Source organism: Pedobacter suwonensis (genome assembly GCF_044762335.1).
In the GTDB taxonomy this organism is placed as follows: Bacteria; Bacteroidota; Bacteroidia; order Sphingobacteriales; family Sphingobacteriaceae; genus Pedobacter.
The window spans coordinates 58,961-79,741 of the sequence record NZ_JBIWEB010000004.1 but is presented as its reverse complement, the minus strand read 5'-3'; the positions used below and the strand labels follow the sequence as shown (position 1 = coordinate 79,741).

Annotated in this window: 16 protein-coding genes; 13 read left to right on the top strand and 3 right to left on the bottom strand. The window is 38.2% G+C overall.

Annotation, left to right across the window (positions count from 1 at the left end; all coding sequences use genetic code 11):
* Positions 1–65 precede the first annotated feature (65 nt).
* The 3 genes from ACIQXP_RS08110 to ACIQXP_RS08100 all read left to right on the top strand — a co-directional run bounded on the left by ACIQXP_RS08110 (position 66) and on the right by ACIQXP_RS08100 (position 3,206).
* A complete protein-coding gene (locus tag ACIQXP_RS08110; protein WP_293744367.1) occupies positions 66–1,472 on the top strand; it encodes an ammonium transporter in 1,407 nt (468 codons plus the stop codon).
* 36 nt (positions 1,473–1,508) lie between these two features.
* Complete coding sequence (locus tag ACIQXP_RS08105; protein WP_090986019.1) at positions 1,509–2,534, top strand: porin; 1,026 nt, start codon at positions 1,509–1,511, stop codon at positions 2,532–2,534.
* A 93-nt stretch (positions 2,535–2,627) separates the two neighbouring features.
* Positions 2,628–3,206, top strand: a complete 579-nt coding sequence (locus tag ACIQXP_RS08100) for a DUF4468 domain-containing protein (RefSeq protein ID WP_293744369.1) — start codon at positions 2,628–2,630, stop codon at positions 3,204–3,206.
* A gap of 6 nt (positions 3,207–3,212) precedes the next feature.
* Here ACIQXP_RS08100 and ACIQXP_RS08095 read toward each other — a convergent pair whose 3' ends face one another.
* Together ACIQXP_RS08095 and ACIQXP_RS08090 are read right to left on the bottom strand one after the other, a co-directional pair.
* Positions 3,213–3,680 carry an SRPBCC family protein gene (locus ACIQXP_RS08095; RefSeq protein ID WP_293744370.1) on the bottom strand — a complete coding sequence of 156 codons (468 nt, stop codon included), beginning with the start codon at positions 3,678–3,680 and terminating at the stop codon, positions 3,213–3,215.
* A 244-nt stretch (positions 3,681–3,924) separates the two neighbouring features.
* The gene (locus ACIQXP_RS08090; RefSeq protein ID WP_090986015.1) at positions 3,925–4,398 is read right to left on the bottom strand and encodes a ribonuclease H-like YkuK family protein; all 474 of its coding nucleotides are present in this window, start codon (positions 4,396–4,398) and stop codon (positions 3,925–3,927) included.
* Between the two features lie 214 nt (positions 4,399–4,612).
* Between ACIQXP_RS08090 and ACIQXP_RS08085 the strand changes: the two genes are divergently transcribed.
* The 5 genes from ACIQXP_RS08085 (at position 4,613) to ACIQXP_RS08065 (ending at position 10,101) form a co-directional block, all read left to right on the top strand.
* A complete protein-coding gene (locus ACIQXP_RS08085; protein WP_387505171.1) occupies positions 4,613–4,831 on the top strand; it encodes a hypothetical protein in 219 nt (72 codons plus the stop codon).
* A gap of 50 nt (positions 4,832–4,881) precedes the next feature.
* On the top strand, positions 4,882–6,186 hold the full coding sequence (locus ACIQXP_RS08080; protein WP_387505170.1) for a DEAD/DEAH box helicase: 1,305 nt from the start codon (positions 4,882–4,884) through the stop codon (positions 6,184–6,186).
* A gap of 213 nt (positions 6,187–6,399) precedes the next feature.
* The gene (locus ACIQXP_RS08075) at positions 6,400–6,633 is read left to right on the top strand and encodes a DUF1456 family protein (RefSeq protein ID WP_029287857.1); all 234 of its coding nucleotides are present in this window, start codon (positions 6,400–6,402) and stop codon (positions 6,631–6,633) included.
* Positions 6,617–9,307 carry a TonB-dependent receptor gene (locus tag ACIQXP_RS08070; RefSeq protein ID WP_387505169.1) on the top strand — a complete coding sequence of 897 codons (2,691 nt, stop codon included), beginning with the start codon at positions 6,617–6,619 and terminating at the stop codon, positions 9,305–9,307. Before ACIQXP_RS08075 ends, ACIQXP_RS08070 begins: the two co-directional genes overlap by 17 nt.
* A gap of 59 nt (positions 9,308–9,366) precedes the next feature.
* Positions 9,367–10,101, top strand: coding sequence for a GDSL-type esterase/lipase family protein (locus ACIQXP_RS08065; RefSeq protein ID WP_293744374.1), 735 nt, complete (start codon positions 9,367–9,369; stop codon positions 10,099–10,101).
* A 440-nt stretch (positions 10,102–10,541) separates the two neighbouring features.
* On the opposite strand, the gene ettA is transcribed toward ACIQXP_RS08065, so the two are convergent.
* A complete protein-coding gene (gene ettA, locus ACIQXP_RS08060; RefSeq protein ID WP_293744376.1) occupies positions 10,542–12,221 on the bottom strand; it encodes an energy-dependent translational throttle protein EttA in 1,680 nt (559 codons plus the stop codon).
* Positions 12,222–13,047: 826 nt separating this feature from the next.
* Here ettA and ACIQXP_RS08055 point away from each other — a divergent pair.
* Genes ACIQXP_RS08055 through ACIQXP_RS08035 form a run of 5 tightly spaced genes read left to right on the top strand, consistent with a single transcriptional unit; the run spans position 13,048 to position 20,757 of the window.
* On the top strand, positions 13,048–16,299 hold the full coding sequence (locus ACIQXP_RS08055) for a SusC/RagA family TonB-linked outer membrane protein (protein ID WP_387505168.1): 3,252 nt from the start codon (positions 13,048–13,050) through the stop codon (positions 16,297–16,299).
* Between the two features lie 16 nt (positions 16,300–16,315).
* Positions 16,316–16,591: a hypothetical protein gene (locus ACIQXP_RS08050; protein ID WP_387505167.1), complete on the top strand. Its 276-nt coding sequence runs from the start codon at positions 16,316–16,318 to the stop codon at positions 16,589–16,591.
* Positions 16,566–18,290 (top strand): RagB/SusD family nutrient uptake outer membrane protein, encoded by a 1,725-nt coding sequence (locus ACIQXP_RS08045; RefSeq protein WP_387505166.1) that lies wholly within the window; start codon positions 16,566–16,568, stop codon positions 18,288–18,290. The genes ACIQXP_RS08050 and ACIQXP_RS08045 overlap by 26 nt, the downstream gene beginning before the upstream one ends.
* A gap of 24 nt (positions 18,291–18,314) precedes the next feature.
* Positions 18,315–19,517: a DUF5000 domain-containing lipoprotein gene (locus ACIQXP_RS08040; protein ID WP_293744379.1), complete on the top strand. Its 1,203-nt coding sequence runs from the start codon at positions 18,315–18,317 to the stop codon at positions 19,515–19,517.
* A gap of 28 nt (positions 19,518–19,545) precedes the next feature.
* Positions 19,546–20,757, top strand: coding sequence for a DUF4998 domain-containing protein (locus ACIQXP_RS08035; RefSeq protein WP_293744380.1), 1,212 nt, complete (start codon positions 19,546–19,548; stop codon positions 20,755–20,757).
* Positions 20,758–20,781: the final 24 nt, after the last annotated feature.

The following is a 20,781-nucleotide window of genomic DNA, read 5'->3' as shown; positions in this document are numbered from 1 at the left end:
TTATAGAAATAAATCAAGCATATTTAAAATATTTAAAACATCACAAACAAATTAACCTAAAAACTATGAGTAAATTATCCTTTAAACAGTATGCGCCTTTTGCGATATTGATGATTGTCGCAATTTTCGCTCTATTTATCCCGCTTCTTCCAAATTTTGATGAGGGCAAGTATAGTGGACCAGACATTGCGTTTATATTAATCGCAGCAGCGCTGGTCTTTTTAATGACTCCGGGCCTTGCATTTTTTTATGGTGGAATGGTTCATCGTAAAAATGTATTGTCTACCATGATTAAAAGTGTAGTGGCAGCAGGCGTTATTACCGTTTTATGGACGGTAGTAGGTTTTAGCTTAGCCTTCGGAGATACCATTGGCGGTTTTATCGGAAATCCATCCACGTTTTTGTTCTTTAAAGGTGTAAATTCCGGAGCACCACATCTTCAGGGGGGAGCAGACTTAACTATTCCGCTTTCTTTATTTGCTGTGTTTCAGTTAATGTTCGCCATCATTACACCAGGTTTGGTTGTTGGAGCAGTTGCGGAGCGTATACGCTTTACTTCTTATATTTTGTTTATTGTTTTATTTGCCATATTTGTTTATTCTCCATTAGCACACTGGACATGGCATCCTCAAGGTTTCTTGTTAAAGATGGGGGTACTGGATTTTGCAGGTGGTACGGTAGTGCACATATCTGCCGGTATGGCTGCTTTAGCAGGCGCATTGGTGCTTAAGCGTAGAAAATCGCATTTAGAACACAAGGAAGTTCCGCCTGCTAACATTCCTTACGTATTAATCGGTACTGGCTTATTATGGTTTGGTTGGTTCGGTTTTAATGCGGGCTCGGCATTAAGTGCAGGTAGTTTAGCTGTTTCTGCATTTTTAACGACAAATACCGCTGCGGGCGCTGCAGGTTTATCGTGGATGTTTTTTGATGTTGCAAGAGGCAAAAAACCATCTGTATTGGGTTTCTGTATCGGAGCAGTTGTTGGCTTGGTAGCCATTACTCCAGGTGCAGGTTTTGTAAGTATTTCATCCAGTGTATTTATCGGTGCTATTGCCGCTGTTATCTCCAATCTTGTAGTTTCATGGAAACAAAAAACCAGCCTAGATGATACATTAGATGTTTTTCCTTGCCATGGTGTTGGTGGTATTGTAGGTATGCTGTTAACTGGTGTTTTTGCAACCAAAACCGTAAATGCTGCCGGCGCTGATGGTTTGTTTTACGGAAACCCTGCTTTTTTTATCACCCAGTTAAAAGGCGCTGTAATTGTAATCGCATTCAGTTTTATCGTGTCCTTTGTAATCTTTAAGCTGGTAAATCTTATTAATCCGATCAGGGTTTCTGAAGAAGAAGAAGAACTTGGTTTAGATGCTTCTCAACATGATGAGAAATACTCTCAAGGCACTTTACTGGTAGAAGAACGCGCCATCTATATCGAAAGAAACAGTCCAATAACAGAACCAATTTCTTAAAGATTTAATATATCTAAACTCAAATCAAGCTCAAACATGAAGAAATTTTTAACCGCTATTTTTGCAATGGCCAGCACTACGTGTGCCCTGGCTCAAGAGACCACATCATCTCCACTTGAAATTTCAGGATCGGTAGATACCTATTTCAAGTATGATTTTGCGAAAAATCCGCTAAACTCCAAAACCTCTTTTGTAACCGATCACAATTCTGTTTCCCTTGGAATGATCGATATTGCACTGAAGAAAAAAACAGGCAAAGCTTCATTTGTAGGTGAACTTTCATTTGGCCCTAGAGGACAATCGCAATCTATACCTGATGCTGCGGCTGGCGGTTCGTCTTTTAATATTCAGAATTTGTACGTTAACTACGATTTTACTGATGAATTTAGTATGACCGCTGGTTATATGGGTACATTTATCGGATATGAGGTAATCTCACCCGTTGGAAATTTCAACTACTCCACTTCTTATCTATTCACAAATGGTCCGTTCCAGAATGCTGGTATCAAAGCAACTTACAAATTCTCTGATAAGGCCAGTTTAATGGCAGGCTTATTTAACGATTGGAATGTATATTCTGCTACCCGAGGTGTTTCGGCCATTGGCGGACAGTTAATGGTTGCCCCGGTTGAGGGCTGGACGGCTTATATAAATGCTTTATCTGGTGCTGGCTTTGGTGGTTACGGAACCATTGTCGACTTAACAACTGCTTACCAGATTACAGAGAAGTTTAAATTGGCTTTAAATGCAGCTAATTACGATATTAAGGATAATGCGGTACCGGGAAGTTATGCTGGTGCAGCACTGTATCCTCAATATGCGGTATCAGATGCTGTAACTTTAGGTTTGAGGGGCGAATATTTTAAATTTAAAGCAGCAGGAGCAGTTCCGGAAACGGCCTTCACCGCAGTTACACTTACAGCCAATATCAAATCTGGTGGCTTAACTTTTATTCCTGAAGTCAGATTAGACCATAATAAAGATAAACCTTTCTTTAATAAGAGTGGAGCGGCTGCGCCAAATGGTGGTCAGTTTTCACTTGCAGCAGTTTACGCTTTCTAAATCATAAAGTTGAAAAATATGGAGCCGTCCTGGTGCAAATCAGGATGGCTTTTTTTATCTTTAATATTTAGTTTTATCCTTTTATTTATTTCCATGAAATATATCATCTTTGGTCTTCTTACCATTTTTACAGTTAAATTATCGGCGCAGCAAAAACAGTTTTCTAAAAATGATAACGGTAAATTTATCTATTATCAAGTGGTAGATTCGCAACTAATTGACAAAAATATATTGCTTCAGCGGGCCAGGTCTTTTGTTGATTTTGCATATAAAAAATCAATGAAACTGGAAAGCAGCACAGATTCTTCTGTTTTAGCCAAGGGAAATATGGTAATTGATAAAACTATTCTGGTTGCCGGTCACCCCAGCGGGGAGATCAGTTACAACTTCGTTTTTGAAGTGCGCCAGGGTAAATACCGGTTTTGGTTAACCGATATGCTGTTTATTCCTTATCAAAGAGATCGGTATGGTAATTTTGTGCCAACCACAACAATCGGCGTACCTTTAGAGCGTACACCAGGTAAACTTGGTGCTGGCGCCTGGAAAGACATTTTAAACAGTACTTATAATAAAGTCGAAAAATTCGGTGATGAATTTAAAAAATACTTAGCTACCAATAGGATGGAGAAAACCAAAAATAAAGCGGAAACGATCTCAACCAAAAAGTGGTAATTAAAGCTAAAACCTCCCAAATAAGTCCTCGACCTTTTGATAACGGAACTTAAAAATTTCGTTGATTCTGTTTTTTACGATCATGGCATTTGCAATCACACCGATTGGTCCCCAGCCGATGCTGTAATGTAAAACATCGCGCATCAATACCCCGCCATCTATTTTTTCAAAATGATGCTGATGGTGCCAAAAAGCAAACGGACCAAAACGCTGTTCGTCTATAAAATATTCTTTGTCCTTAACATGTGTAATTTCGGTTACCCAACTCAATTTAATGCCTAACAAAGGAGAAACTTTATAGGTTATAATTAGCCCTGGATACATTTTGGTGCTGGCCATATTTGGCGAAGTAACGTCAAAGGCCATGTTCTGTGGAGTGATTTCGGCCAAATTCATTGGCGAAGAAAAAAAGTCCCATGCTGTATCCAGGTTGATAGGCAGTTTTTGTGTGAATTCTAGTCTGTACGTCTTCAATTTCTTTTATTTTAAAGCACAACAACAAAGTGTCGATTTTGTTGATATCAACCGCAAAGTTAGCAAAGTGAGTCGCAAAGATGAGCGTTTTGAGCGCTTCTTACCTTAGAAATAATGATATATTCAAATCACCCGCAGCGATAAGTTCCCATAACCCTTAACGGATAATCCTAAACTTTGGAACACACTGGCCCCGGACTTCCGGAATAACTTAGTATCCCTTTTCCATCACACCCATTCCCTATCAGTGCACCATTTTATCAGCACAGGTAGAACTGGCAAATGCCTCAGGCTTAGCTTTAAAAATAAAACCCATGCTTAAAATATAGCCCATAGCATCATTTAATGCTTTGTTTGATTTAAATGATGGGTTGGTATTGATGTCAGCATGTACTTCAAGCGCCACATCGTAGATATCAAGTAAATCGCAAATGGAATATGCCGTTTCTATAGATTTTTGTACTTCCATCAGCATTCTTTCCTTAATACTCACCTGCTGCGTACTTTTTTCCTGGTGGATGTACATAAATCCGCCATGATGTTCTCTTAAAAGTACAATTACGGTTGCGAAATCGGTTATTGCGCCCTTAACCTGCGAATCGGTACCGATACAAACTTTAAGTTTATAACCTTTTTCACTTTCTCTGATAATCGCATTTTCTATTTCTTCCAGGATTGAAGACTGAATGATTTCACCACTAAATTTTTTCCACGTCATATACTGGTTTTTTTGAGGTTAACAAATGGTAATCAGGTTTTTATAAAAATAAGTGCTATAAATTAAATAAGTGTTAAGTGATGGTTGTTTATTTGCTAACAAAAAGTTAGTTATCAACAAGTTAGTGATAATAATCCACATCAAATCTAAATTATCGAAACAAATCATTATCCGGTCCGTTAATTATTTATACATTCATTTAAATTTGTTGATTATGAGAGCAGAATTAATTCAAGAGCTCCAGTTATTGCAAAATAGCAGAGCGAATAAATTTGTAGATGAACTTACTGACAGAATTCTATCTTCAGTTGATGCCGTTAATGAAAAGGTATTGTCTTCAATGTCTAAACGCGGCAGAATGTTAATGTTGCTGGATAAGAGACTTAATTTTTCTACGCTTCGTAAGCTGCGAAGAAAATTTTTAAGAGCCTAACCAGGCAGGCAATTTTTGCCCTGAGGAGAAATGATTACCTTTATGGCGCAATGATGGAAAATGCCTTAAAAAAACTGAATATTTCTGCACTTAACGAGATGCAGGAAGCTTCTTTAAAAGCAGCTAAGACTGGAAAAGATGTAATATTAATAGCGCCAACGGGTTCAGGGAAAACGTTGGCTTTTTTATTACCATTGCTTTTCAATTTAAAAACCGGTGTAAATGGCGTACAGGCTTTGGTTTTAGTCCCGTCAAGAGAGCTTGCCCTACAGATTGAGCAGGTTTTTAAACAAATGGGTACAAAGTTTAAAGTAAATTGCTGTTACGGCGGTCATGCGGTAAGGGTAGAGAAAAATAACCTTGCACATCCACCGTCTGTTTTGATTGGAACACCAGGCAGGATTGCTTACCATTTGGAACATCAGAACTTTGACGAATCTTTTATTGAAACCTTGGTTTTAGATGAATTTGATAAATCGCTGGAATTTGGCTTTGAAAATGATATGTCGTACATTATTGGTACACTGCTATCACTAAAACAGCGCATACTCACTTCCGCTACCAAAATGGAAGAAATTCCGGTTTTTGTAAAGTTAAATGCTCCTGTTGAGGTTGATTTTTCAAAAAATACCAAAGCAAAACCCGATTTAAAACTCAAAAAAGTAGTAGTACCAGCAGCCGATAAACTAGACTATCTGTTTAGGTTACTCAGTAAAATCGGCAATAAAAACACATTGGTTTTTTGCAACCACAGGGAAACGGTAGACCGGATTAGTGATTTACTGTTCGAGAATGGATTAGGACATGATGTTTTTCATGGTGGAATGGAGCAGTTGGATCGCGAAAAGGCATTGCTGAAATTCAGAAATGGCAGCCATCGGATTTTAATTACGACAGATCTGGCCGCCCGTGGCCTGGATATCCCCGAAGTAGAATACATTGTACATTATCAATTGCCCTATACCGAAGATGCCTATATTCACCGCAATGGCCGCACGGCCCGTATGTATGCCAAAGGAACTGCATACGCTATTTTAACCACTGAAGAAAACTATAAGTATCTGCCTGACGACGTGGAAGAGGAGGTTTTAGACGATCATTATGCACTACCTGAGGCAAGTGACTGGGTAACCTTATACCTGGCACACGGAAAAAAAGATAAAATTAATAAAATTGACATTGTAGGCCTGTTTCTACAAAAGGGGGATCTAGGAAAAGATGATTTAGCGTTGATTGAAGTAAAAGATACCACCAGCTATGTTGCGGTAAAAAGGAGCAAGGTTACTCAATTGTTAAAAAAACTAAATGGCGAAAAAATAAAAGGTAAGAAGCTTAAATTAGAAATAGCGAGTTGAGGTTTTTGATTTAATAGTCTGTTTGTTGGTTGGTCATTGATCATTGGTTAATTAGTTATTGGTTCATTAGTTAATTGGTGATTGGCTCATTGGACAGACGTTATGTCAAATTTCATTTTCTTAATTAAAATTTTTCCAACTTTGCAACATTTCAATTTTAAAACGTTCTAACATTAACATTCCGGTTAGCAATCATTCAATAAATCAAACTGCATGAGCAACAACGATATATTAAAAAAACTAAGGGTAGCCTTATCACTTAAAACAGATGATATTATCACTATTTGTGACCTTGTTGGATTTAAGGTAACCAAGGCGGAGCTGGGCGATATTTTCAGAAATGAAGATCACGAGAATTTTAAACCCTGCGGCGATCAGATTTTGCGTAATTTTTTAAATGGTCTTGTCATTTACAAAAGAGGTCCCAGGGATGAAAAAAAGCAATAATTTATGCTTTTTATTGTTTTTTATACTGATCATATTTTCCTTTAACGCTCTCGCACAGTCTCAGTTTAAAATAAGTGGCCATGTAATCGATTCTTTGAAAAAGCCTGTTGAAGGTGTAAGCATTAGATTGATTACTGATCAAGACACCCTCCGTACAAATTCTGACGAGAAGGGGTACTTTTCATTTGTAAAAACACCTAAAACAAAATTTTACCTTTCCGTTACTGCATTGGGCTATAAGCCCTTTAATTCTATTTACGAAATTGAATCGTTAAAAAAAAATGCTGTTTTAGACCCGATAATGCTCCAGACGGAAACAATTCGTTTGGAGGATGTGCAGGTTAAAGTAAAAGTAGATCCCATCAAAATCAAGAAAGATACCATTGAATATAATGCAGGAGCATATACGGTTAGAGAAAATGATAAGGTAGAAGATCTGCTCAGGCAACTGCAGGGTATTGAGATTGACACGAAAGGGGCCGTTACCGCTATGGGGAAAAAAATGATCAAACTTCGGGTAAACGGCGAAGATTTTTTTACCAATAACGTAGAAGATTACATCAGGCAATTGCCTGCAGATATCATTGCGAAGGTGCAGGTTATTGAAGATTATGGTGATGAAGCCAATTTTACCGGTATTAAAACAGGTACACCACAAAAAATGTTAAATCTGGTTACCAAGCCAGGACTCGGCAAAGGTATTTTTGGTGGCGTGGATCTAAATTCTGCAACGAGTAATGCACATAATTTGGGCGCTAAGGGAAACGTATGGAAAAACAACAAGCAAATAGGTTTTGGTGGCCGGTATGGTATGACCAATAATGAATTTTCTACGTTGAACAATGGTGCTTTAAATGGCAATATCAGAGACAAAATTTCGAAAGAATTTAGTATTCATGGCAGTTACGATTTCAGCAATGGAACCAACAGATCTGTTCAGAGTAATTACCTGGAAACATTTAATCCGCAAGGAACCATTTATGATTTAAGAGAAAGCGTTAACCATTCCAATTCATTAACAAATGACATTAACCTTGGTTTAAACGGCTCAACTGCAAAAAACTACTTCAATGTTTCACTTGCTGGCGCGTTGGCTGATACCCGGAATGAAGCATCTTCCACTTCAAATAAAAGCGGAATAATCAGGCAGGACCTCAGTTCTAATTCAGGATCAAGGAACAACAATCCCAATCTTAATGGAAGCATCAACTGGTCGCGACGGCTATCCAATAATAAACGCTCATTATCCATGGGCATTAACTTTGGTACCAATGGTGGGAAAACCGTCAGCAGCATTAACGATATGATCCGGTATTATAATGAAACGACCAATATATTGCTTAAAGATTCAATTTTAAACCGGTTGGTGGAACATAATGCTTCAAGTTCCAATTTTGGCGGTAATATTCAGTTTTCAAATTCCTTAAAAAAAGCGACTGATAGTACCGGATACAATTTCATCAATGTATCTTATCGGTTTATGGTGAGCAGGAGCCGTAACCAGCAAACAACTACGGTTAACCATCCATTGGGAAACAGTTTTGTAGTCGATTCGCTTGGGCAGGATTACGTTTCGAGTTTCATCAATCAGAATATCAGCATTGGCTATAATGCCAACAAAAACCAGCTTAGTTATAATTTTGGGATTAATTTTTCACCAAGTATCATTATTGGTCAGTACCGGGACACGGGGCAGAAACTTAAAAACTATCAGTTAAATTTTTCGCCTTTGGCGAATTTAAGTTACCAGATCAAAGACAATGAAAGTTTAAGTTTTGACTACCTCGGCTATACCAGTTCACCCGATTTTAATAAACTGCAACCCATCAGAAACAATAATGATGTACAGAACCTAATTATTGGTAATCCTGATCTTAAGGCAACCTCAAGCCACACGGCTGATTTAAGTTATAATAAATTTGGACTTAAATCTGGTTTGAGCATGATGGCTAATTTATCAGGTACTTTTGCCATTAACAATGTGGTGAGCAATACGGTTTTTCTCAGGGATACACTAAACAGCCTAAAACAGCAGACTACCTATGAAAATGTAAACGGTATTTACAATATTGGCGTAAATTATGCTTTTAATAAAAGGTTGTTGGATAACAGACTTTCCTTATCTATCGATGGTAATGTTGCCTACAACCACAATGTTTTTTATACCGATAATGTGCTGAACCGTAGCAAAGGTATCAATGTTTCCAATGCACTAAAATTTAACCTTAACCAGAAAAAATATAATTTTAATACAAGTGCATCTTACAGTTTCAGTTCCAATACTTATTCGGTAATGAACCAGAACATTAAAAATGTGCAGGTTGTGGCGCTAAGCGGAAGTGCAAGCTGGATTCCCGGTAAATACTTCAGGCTAAATGCATCAGCGTCTAAAAGTTTAAATTTTGGATATAGTTTATATGCCGGGAATCCATTATTGGTAAATTTGGGATTGAATACTTCTTTTCTGAAAGACAATAGGCTGTTATTTTCTGTTCAGGCGAATGATTTGTTTAACCAGGGAGCGCTGTTTAGTACCAGTATTACCAATAATTCCATTTCAGAGAACAGGACGAGGTTCATCAGCCGCTTTATACAGGCAACATTAAGTTATAACCTGAGGCATTTTGGTAATAAAAACAGCAGGTTAAACAGTAACATTAATGCTGAAGAATAAATACTTAAATCCAGATTATTTAGTTTTAAGGTTTGATTACATTTATCCAATTTTACCTTATGAATAAATTCCTCTTTTTTGTTTTATTGCTTTCCGGTCATGTTGCGTTTGCCCAAAATCAGCAAGCAGACTCATTAAACACCAAAGCTGAAAAAGAAAATTTTAGCGATGATTGGGCTGCTTTAACGAAGTATCAGAAAGAAAATGAAATTTTACCGCTACCAGCCAAAAGAGAAAAAAGAGTAGTGTTTTTGGGAAGTTCTATTTTCGAATTCTGGAAACAGAAAGATCCTGAATATTTTAACAGGAATAATTATGTGGATAGGGGAATAAGTGGCCAGCTTTCGCCACAATTGCTGATCCGTTTCCGGCAGGATGTAATTAACCTGAAGCCAAAAGCGGTGATTATTTTGGCGGGTAGTAATGACATTGCAGGAAACACTGGCCATGTTACCATAGATAAGATTATGGATAATATTAAATCTATGGCAGAACTGGCAAGGCTGCATCATATTAAGGTTATACTTTGTAAATATCTTCCGGTTTACGAATATCCATGGAACAAGCGCATTAAAGCAGCCGATAGTATTGTGAAGCTAAATGAACAAATTGAAGCCTATGGCAAAGAGCGGAATTACACTGTTCTGGATTATTGGACACCTTTGGTGGATGAAAGAAAAGGTCAGCGCGCTGAGCTAACGGTAGATGGTGTTCATCCTAACCTTGCAGGTTATAAAATAATGGAAGAGGTAACCGACGCTGCGGTAAAAAGGGCTTTCAAAAACTGGCACTAGAAAGATCATTGGGGCATTAGTTCATTGGCTGATGATTCGAAAAATTGCGCGTCGTAGATTAAAGATCAAATTCTTTTATGTCATTCTCAACGCAATGAGTAATCGTTAATAAAGCCGAAACAATGCGTATAACCTTTGGACTTAGATATTTTAATTTAATTGAGACTCTGAGTGCTAAAATTGGTGGTTTTGCCATTTACTTAGGGATGATGCTGTTCATAAACCTGTATTTCTTTTTCAGGGGCAAACGCAAAGCGAAAGAAAACCAAAGACCAAATCCTTTTCAACCTGCATAAATTGTAAGCAAAATTGTCATCCTGAGCCTGTCGAAGAATCTTTTTAAGGTATAAAAGGCGTTTCGACAGGCTCAACATGACAGATATAGAAAGCTTTCAAAATTACGCATCACAACAAAGTCCCGATTTCGTCGGGACTTTTTATTAATCTAATTTTTTATACCTGATGCGTTTTGGAGTTACATCGCCCAAACGTTTTTTACGGTTTTCCTCATAATCAGAATAGTTCCCCTCAAAGAAATAAACTTCAGAGTTCCCTTCGAAAGCCAGGATATGTGTACAGATCCTGTCCAAAAACCACCTGTCGTGACTGATTACCACTGCACAGCCGCCAAAGTTTTCTAAAGCTTCTTCCAGCGCACGTAAAGTATTTACATCAATATCGTTGGTTGGCTCATCCAGCAGCAATACATTGGCTCCTTTTTTTAAGGTAATGGCTAAATGCACGCGGTTACGTTCACCACCTGATAAAATGCCGACTTTTTTCTGCTGATCACCACCATTAAAGTTAAACTTTGAAACGTAGGCACGGCCGTTAACGGCTTTGGTACCTAATTGTATATTGTCTAAGCCATCAGTAATGTTTTCGTAAACGGTTTTCTCGGCATCTAAATCATTGTGCATCTGATCTACATAACCCAACTCAACCGTTTCACCTACGCGGAAAGTACCGGCATCTGCCTCTTCCTGTCCGGTAATTAAACGGAATAAGGTGGTTTTACCTGCACCATTGGGCCCGATAATACCAACAATACCTGCCGGAGGAAGGGAAAAGTTCAAATTGTCGAACAGCACCTTATCGCCATAAGCTTTGCTAACATTCGTGGCTTCAATAACCACGTTACCCAACCGTGGACCCGGAGGGATGAAGAGTTCCAATTTCTCTTCTCTTTCCCTGCCATCTTCCGAAGCTAATTTATCATAGTTGGCAATACGTGCTTTCGATTTTGCATGACGTGCCTTAGGTGCCATACGTACCCATTCGAGCTCTCGCTCTAAAGTTTTCTGACGTTTGCTTTCGGTTTTCTCTTCCTGTGCCAAACGTTTTGCTTTCTGATCTAACCAGCTGCTGTAGTTCCCTTTCCATGGAATACCTTCGCCACGGTCTAACTCTAAAATCCATCCGGCCACGTTATCCAGGAAATACCTGTCGTGGGTAACGGCAATTACCGTTCCTTCGTAATTTTGCAGGAATTGCTCTAACCAATCGATACTTTCGGCATCTAAGTGGTTGGTAGGCTCATCTAATAACAATACATCAGGGTGTTGCAGCAATAAACGGCACATAGCCACACGGCGGCGTTCCCCACCAGATAACACACTAATTTTAGTATCCGGATCAGGGCAACGTAAAGCATCCATGGCCCTTTCCAGTTTTGAATCAATTTCCCAGGCACCTAAAGAATCGATTTTATCCTGCAGTTCGCCCTGTCTGGCCATTAACTTATCCATTTTATCCGGATCAGAATAGTTTTCCTCCAAACCGAAGGCCTCATTCACTTCTTCATATTCTTTTAAGATGGCCGTAACTTCTGCTACACCTTCTTCAACTACCTCGCGAACGGTTTTTTCCGGATCAAGGATCGGCTCTTGAGCCAGATAACCAACCGAATAACCGGGAGAAAAAACAACTTCGCCCTGGTAAGATTTATCCAGGCCGGCAATAATTTTTAGAAGAGATGACTTACCAGAGCCATTTAAACCGATTACTCCGATTTTGGCGCCGTAAAAGAAAGAAAGGTAAATATTTTTTAAAACCTGTTTTTGTGGCGGGTAGATTTTGTTTACCCCTGCCATTGAAAATATTATTTTCTCGTCAGACATGTTGATTTTTTGTATTTAGCTTTTTTTAAAGGCACTATTATTTCCAAAACGAATTTTTATAAGCAGAAATTTTATTTCTGAAAATTATTCGGTTTGCAAAAGCGGCAGTGCGAGGCCGGTTACAAAGATAGAAACAACAAGACCATTACAAAATGGTTTACAAAGTATATCGTAACTTTTCACGATGGACTGAAGTATACGGTGTTTGACAAATTAGATCGAAAAATTTTCTGCCCTACGGTAAAAAATGAGTATACCGGAATTGATCTCAACCATCTCAGGGACTATCGTTTATTTGCCCATATTTACCATGCGTCCGATAGTATCATATAAAATCATCATGGATACTACAAACCGGAAGATGCCAGTGTTCAACAGCCGTAAACGGAACGGATTTACGTGCGCTATAAACAAAACCTGCTAGTGATAATGTTTAAGACAAATTAGTTTAACATTATCGTTATAATTCGATAATACGGGTTTTTTAGGTACTTCAACAGCTATCTTATTAATTTGGCCCCTAAAAATTACCATATTGCCCCTCACTCATATGCCAATTTTAGTGGTTAATTTGTTACAACCAAATATACTATTGAACATATGAAGAAAACCAGACTATCAAGAACATTCAACTAAACCTCTGCTTACAATTATCTCTATTGAGGTAATTGCTGCCAAATTATCATCAAGCTTTTTTTTAACTAGGAAAAGCTTTCGGGCGAGTTTTGCAAAGTAAGAATATCTGTCATTGTACGGTTTACTGTATGATGGTTGGTACGCTCATGAATAAACTAATAAACAAACAATTTCAAACTAAAATCAAAAAATGAGAAAAATCTACAAAAAGAAAGCTCAAATTTCGGGCTGCCTGTTTTTCCGTGGAGGCGTATTCCGAACGCTTGTGGGCATACTGATGTTCATGGGCTTTTGTTTTACCGCCTCTGCACAAAATGAGGTTACCGTTAAAGGGGTAGTTAAGGATACCGTAGGCGGTTTACCTGGGGTAAACGTTAAGGTATCTGGAACAGTTCGTGGAATATCCACAGATGATCAGGGGCGGTATACTATTAAATTACCAAGGTCAGGTAAATTGCTTTTTAGCCTGGTGGGTTACAAACCACAAACAAAAACAGTTGCAGATTATGAGAAATCAGCTGATGGGACGTATGTGATTAATATTACGCTTAAATCAGATGCCAACTCACTTGAGGATGTCGCAATAGTAGGCTATGGGACGCAGAAAAAGGCGAGTTTAATAAGTTCTATTACGACAATCAATCCGAAAGAATTAAAAGGGCCAACCAGTAACTTAACTACCATGTTAGCTGGTAGGGTAGCAGGTATGGTTGCTTTCCAAAGAAGCGGAGAACCAGGATCAGATAATGCTTCCTTTTTCATTAGAGGCTTGGGCACATTCGGTGCAGGAAAACAAGACCCTTTAATTTTGATTGACGGTGCGGAATCAACTCAAAACGACTTGGCCCGTTTACAACCGGATGATGTGGCTACGTTCAGTGTGCTGAAAGATGCTGCGGCTTCAGCTGTATATGGCGCTAGGGGTGCAAACGGAGTGTTGTTAATCACAACTAAAAGAGGTCAGGCCGGAGAAACCCAGTTTAGCTTCCGGGCAGAGAACTCTGTTTCAAGTAACACCAGAAATTTCCAATTTGCGGATAACGTGACTTATATGAACCTGGCAAATGAAGGTGCATTAACACGTAATAGGCTGTCTCAATTGCCATATCAACGCAATAAAATAGATGCTACTGCTGCCGGCGAAAATGAGCTTTTATACCCAAATAATAATTGGATAGATCAACTAATTAAAAAATATACACTTAATCAAAGATTTAATTTAAACATCACAGGCGGTGGCTCTAAAGTTGTTTATTATCTATCTGGTACATACAATATTGATAATGGTGTGTTAAAGGTAGATGACGTAAATAATTTTAACAGTAATATTAAATTGAAAAATTATGCTGTTCGTTCTAATGTAACTATTAATTTAACTAACACTACTACGGCCGACGTATTGGTATCTGGTCAATTTGATGATTATACCGGGCCAGTGGGTGGTGGAGGACTGGCGTTTAACAGGGCTTTATGGTCTAATCCTGTGGCCTTTCCGGCTGTTTACCCATCTAGTTATCAGCCTTACGCTAAACATCCGTTATTTGGTAACGTAATTTCGCCTAATGGAAATCTTTACATGAACCCTTACGCTGAAATGGTAAGAGGTTATCAGGACCGGAATTCTTCTACATTACAGACACAGATCGAAATAAAGCAAGATTTAAAAGATCTTACTCCCGGCTTGAACGTTCGCTTTATGACTTATGCACGCAGGTACTCTTATTTTGATGTTTCAAGAAGATATAATCCTTTTTACTATTCTTCAACCGCACAACCTGACGGTAGTGTCTCACTAAGTTTATTAAACGGTGGAAATACTTCATTGGTTAGGCCTCTTGGAACCGAATATCTTGATTATTCACAAGGTTCAAAGGATTTGAATTCTATATTTTATGCTGAACTAGCAACAAATTATGCGAGGACATTTGGAAAGCATGATGTGAGTGCCATGGTAATTACGACCATGAGAAACTTTTTATCAGGTAATGCAGGAGACTTGCAATCATCTTTGCCATCTCGTAATCAAGGTGTAGCCGGCCGTGCTAACTATACATACGATAGTAAATATCTTGCAGAATTTAACTTCGGTTATAATGGAACCGAACGTTTCGCACCAAACAACCGTTTTGGATTTTTTCCTTCGTTTGGTTTAGGTTATTTCATTTCAAATGCTGAGTTTTTTAAACCGCTTCAAAAGGTAATCACGTCAGCAAAAATCAGAGGTACATATGGATTTTCTGGTAATGATATAATAGGAACATCTACTGATAGATTCTTTTATCTTTCTTCAGTGCAAATGGAAAATGGCAGCTATGGCGCACAATTTGGTGAAGATGGGGGATATTACAGACCAGGTATCTCGGTTTCAAGATATCCAAATAACTTAATTACCTGGGAGCGTTCCAAACAGCTAAATCTTGCAATGGATTTGACCTTATTCAGGGACCTGAACTTTACTGTTGAGGTTTATAAGCAAACCCGATCCAACATCTTAACCTCACGTACATTTATCCCAAGTACGATGGGATTACAGGCTAATATTCGCGCCAATACCAACAAAATGGAGAGTAGAGGTGTGGATTTCAACACCAATTATAACAAAACATTTAGCAATGGAATATCTTTACAATTGAGAGGAAACTTTACCTATGCTGCAAGTAAGGTTCTAATTGCTGATGAACCTAGTTACAATAGTAATGAAGCATACCGCTATGTTGCCGGTAACTCTGCTTCGCAATCATTCGGTTTAATTGCAGAGAGATTGTTTATAGATGATCAGGAAGCGAAAAATTCGCCTGTTCAGCTGGGTGGAGTACCCGGATTAACTTATGGTGGTGGAGACATCAAATATAGGGATGTGAACGGCGATGGTTTAATAACCGATGCTGACAGGGTGCCTATAGGGTTACCAACTGCGCCAGAAATTATCTATGGTTTTGGCGGTACCGTTGGGTATAAAGGATTCGATTTTTCATTATTTTTTCAGGGATCTGCTCGTTCATCATTCTTCATTAATCCATATAATATTGCCCCATTTGTATTAGGGCGTGAAATGATAAATAATCAATTTACTGATAACGCCAATGCAATACAAACCGGTTTGCTAAAAGTAATTGCAGATAGCCATTGGTCTGAACAAAATCGAGATAGCTATGCGTTTTGGCCACGTTTAAGCAGCACATATGTACAAAATAATTTACCTACATCTACATGGTGGATGCGAAACGGTAGCTTTTTAAGATTGAAAAGTGCAGAGATAGGCTATAATCTTCCAAACAAGCTACAACAGAAATGGGGTATAAAAACAACAAGACTGTATTTGAACGCCACCAACCTGGCAGTTTTAAGCGCTTATAAATTATGGGATCCGGAGATGGGAGGTAATGGAATAGGTTATCCGTTGCAGGTAGTTTATAACGTAGGTCTAAATTTGAAATTTTAGGATGATTTGTAGAATTATGAAAAATAAAAATATTTTGATTCAAACCAGTAAAAAAACAAGTGTTATTAGAACTAGTGCTATTGTTTTTTTGCTTGCTTTATCTTTAGTATCATGTAAGAAATATTTGGATATTGTTCCAGATAACGTAGCGACACTAGACAATGCTTTTAGTCTAAGAAATGAGGCAGAAAAATATTTGTTTACCTGCTATTCCTTTATGCCGTCAAATGGAAATCCCCTGGCCAATATGGGGTACATGACTGGTGATGAAATATGGACATTTTTTGGATGAACGTGAATTTATTTCAGCAGGGTGGAGAATAGCCCGGGGGAATCAAAATGCTGCTTCTCCGTTATTCAATTCATGGAGTGAGGGTGACAGAGGGTTATGGAAAAATTACTGGCAGGCCATTAGAAATTGTAATATCTTTCTGGAAAACGTATCAGATGAAACAAAGATTCCGGATTTACAATTAGATGAACGTAAACGGTGGATTGCTGAAGTTAAGTTCTTGAAAGCCTATTATAATTTTCTGCTGATGAGGATGTATGGTCCAATACCTATTGTAGATAAAAATCTTCCAATCAGTGCTTCTGAAGATGAGGTAAAGGTTAAGCGCATGCCCTTTGATGATTGCGTTAATTATGTTGTTGGCTTGTTAGATGAGGCTACCCCGGATTTACCTCAACGTATAAGAGATAAAACGCTCGAGCTGGGTCGTATTACACAACCGATTGCGTTAGCCATAAAAGCGAAATTGCTATTAACAGCAGCTAGTCCGTTGTTTAATGGTAATTCAGATTATGTAGGTTTTAAAGATAACGATGGCGTAGCATTATTTAATACTGTTTATGATGCAAACAAGTGGAAAAAAGCCGCTGATGCGGCAAAGGCTGCCATTGATGCCTCAGAAGCTGCGGGCTTCAAACTTTATACGTTCCCGGGTACAACAGCATTGAAAATTTCAGACTCTACTAAAAGACAGTTAACTATAAAAGGGGCGGTTACAGAGCGTTTTGGGCTTAACTCTGAGACGGTATGGGGTAATCCGAATAGTACAACAGGATTCTTGCAAACTGTTGCAATGCCACGTTTAAATAGCGCAAATCCTGTTCCGGTTGGCCAGGCCAGACAGCAATTGGCTCCTCCGATTAAAATAGCTGAGATGTTTTACACTAAAAATGGTGTTCCATTAAATGAAGATAAAACCCTTGATTTTACCAACCGCTATTCGTTGAGAAAGGCTGTTAAAGCTGAAAGATTTTATATCAAAGAGGGTTATACTACTGCAAGGCTGAATTTCGACAGAGAACCGCGTTTTTATGCTGATTTGGCCTTTGATGGCAGTACCTTTTTTAAATATGATAGTCCAGGTAATACCGATGAAGGCACATATACCGTAGAAGCGAAATCTAATCAAATATCAGGAGCTAATAACTTTGGTTGGTATAATGAAACGGGCTATTTTGTTAAGAAGGTTGTGGATTGGAATATGGCACATTCTGAAAATAATGTAACCTACAGATCCTATGCATGGCCTGAACTTAGATTGGCAGATCTGTATTTGATGTATGCCGAAGCCTTAAATGAAAGCTTAGGTGTTCCTTCTCAGGAAGTTTATGATTATATCAACAGAATCCGTTCCAGAGCAGGTTTACAATCTGTAGAGGTATCGTGGTCAAGCTACTCAACCAGTCCAACGAAATATACTACAAAAGATGGTATGCGTCAAATCATTCAACAAGAACGAATGATCGAAATGGCTTTTGAGGGAAGCCGCTACTGGGATATTAAACGTTGGAAGAGGGCGGCTGAACTATTTAATCAGGCCATTACAGGCTGGAGTATTTATCAACCAACTTCAGAAGAATATTATCGTGTGCGAACAATCTTTAATCAAAATTTTATATCGCCTAGAGATTATTTATGGCCTATACAAACGTATGATTTAACAGTGAATAGAAAATTGGTTCAAAATCCAGGATGGTAGTAAATGATAATTAAAATTATAAAAATGAAAGCATTAAATAAATTACTATTTGTTTTTATTAGTGGTATCTCCTTAATGTATTCTTGCAAGCAGGATGAATTAACACCACTTGAAAATAACACAACGCCTCCAGGTCAGGTAAGTAGTGTAACTGTAGAAAGTGGACCTGGTAATGCCAAGTTATCGTATAAACTGCCTTCAGACAAAGATCTGCTTTATGTAAAAGCAATATATAGTCTTAAGAATGGTCAACAAATGGAAGTAAAGTCTTCGTACTATAACAATTCTTTGCTGGTTGAGGGTTTTGGAGATACAGATTTACATGAGATCAAATTATATGCAGTAAATAGAAGTGAGATTGCTTCAGAGCCTGTAGTAGTTAAAATCAAACCTTTAGAAAATCCAATTTGGGGAGTTTTTAGAAGTTTAAAAGTTCTTCCTGATTTCGCTGGTTTGAATTTTAAAGCAACAAATCCTGCGAAAGCAGATCTTTCCATTGAAGTGTTGAGATTTAAAGACGGTAAGTACGTTGGTGATCCAAAAAACAACATTTATACCTCTGCAATTGATATCGATAAGTCGATCAGGGGTTTGGATACAACGTCCCAGAAATTTGCAGTTACGGTAAGAGATAGATGGTTGAATTATACAGATACTTTGTATACAACTTTAAAGCCATTGTACGAATCACTTTTAGCCAAGAATTTATATAGGGCAGTTAACCTACCTACTGATGTTGGTCAACAGTACTCATCAACCGGATTATCCAAAATGTGGGATGGTGATATCATCAACTGGCCAAATATTTCATTGACCAGTACCGGTACATTAACTTCCCAATGGGTAACTTTCGATTTGGGTCAGTCTGCAATAATGAGTCGTATTGTGATCTGGAATTATCCTGAATATTTGAATGCTGGAAGAACATATTATTATGGGGGAAATCTTAAGAAGTTTGAAGTTTGGGGAAGTGATAACCCACCAAGTGATGGTAGTTACAATAACTGGACCCTTTTAGGGACTTTCGATTCTACAAAACCTTCTGGAAGTGCATATGGTGTGCAAACAGCAGAAGATTATGCCTTCGCTAATGCGGGTATCAGTTATACATTCCCCGCAGGTAACACGAAGAAGGTTCGCTATATCCGTATTAAGTCCATCAGTAATTGGCAAGGTACTACATTTATGAGTATTGCAGAATTACAATGTTACGGAGATCCGAGGTAAGGTTAAATTCATCAATAAAACTATAAATATGTTTAACAAAATAAAACTGATGAGACTTACGGCCCTTTTTGCGGTTGTAAGCATTTTCGCAGCCTGTACTAAGGCTGACGATTATAAAAAATATGTCGCTGGCGGGGAAATTTCATATCCCGGGAAAATTGATTCTGTTAAAATTAGCTCTGGAAATAATCGGGTACAACTTAAGGCATTATTTCTTGCTGATCCAAAAGTAGTTTTGTGTAAAGTTTTTTGGAATAATTTCAAGGACTCGCTATCTATTCCGGTAGTTAAGAAGAATACAGTAGACAGCTTGACTATCTTTGTTCCTAATGTAGCAGAGGGCTTGCAAAGTTTTACCATTTATACTTATGATAAGGATGGAAATCGTTCGATTCCTGTAAACAAAACCGGTATGTCTTATGGAGATCGGTACAAAGCATCCCTAAGTAACAGAGGCATAAGTTTAGCACAAACTGGTTCGGACGGGGTAACAAAAATTGACTGGCTCGGAATGGATAGGTTAACAGGAGTATTTGCTACAGAAGTACAATATACGAATAACAGTAACCAAACAGTAACCATAAAGGCCCCTATTGATGCGACCAGTACTACGTTAACAAACTTTAAAACAAGTTCTAGTATTAAATATAGAACATTATTCCTACCTGATACCACTTGCGTAGATACCTTTAAAACGGACTTTGCTGACCGTTATGTCCCACGATACGTAGAACAGGATTTGACTTCAACTTATCTTAAAAATACCGGGCCATTTAATAGAGATACCTGGGATGGTTCACGATGGGGTACACTAGCTGACTGGATTAGTAGCTCTGGCGCTAAGAATATCAACAGTAATCGTTACGGTGGTTATGAGTACCGTGGAGGTGTCGGCGTATTATCATTCGAATCTGGTTGGGGAATCACTACGCCGGTTACTAACGGATTGATTTATCAGACAATCACGCTTCCGGCTGGTACTTACAGCTTCCGTTTGAGCGGAATAGATCAAAATAGTGGAGGTTCAAGATTCATTGCAGTTGCTGCAGGAAATACACTTCCAAACGTTAGTGATATTTCTTCAGCATCTATAGCTTTTGCAAATATCTCAGATGGTAAGTTAGACTTTACACTTGCACAGCAAACTACTGTATCTATAGGTTTCGCCGTTTCAATAGCAAATACCGGTCAATACATTAAGGTTGGTAGTGTTAAACTGATTAAACAAGCTTATTTGTAAAAAAAATGACTAGCAGGCTTTTTA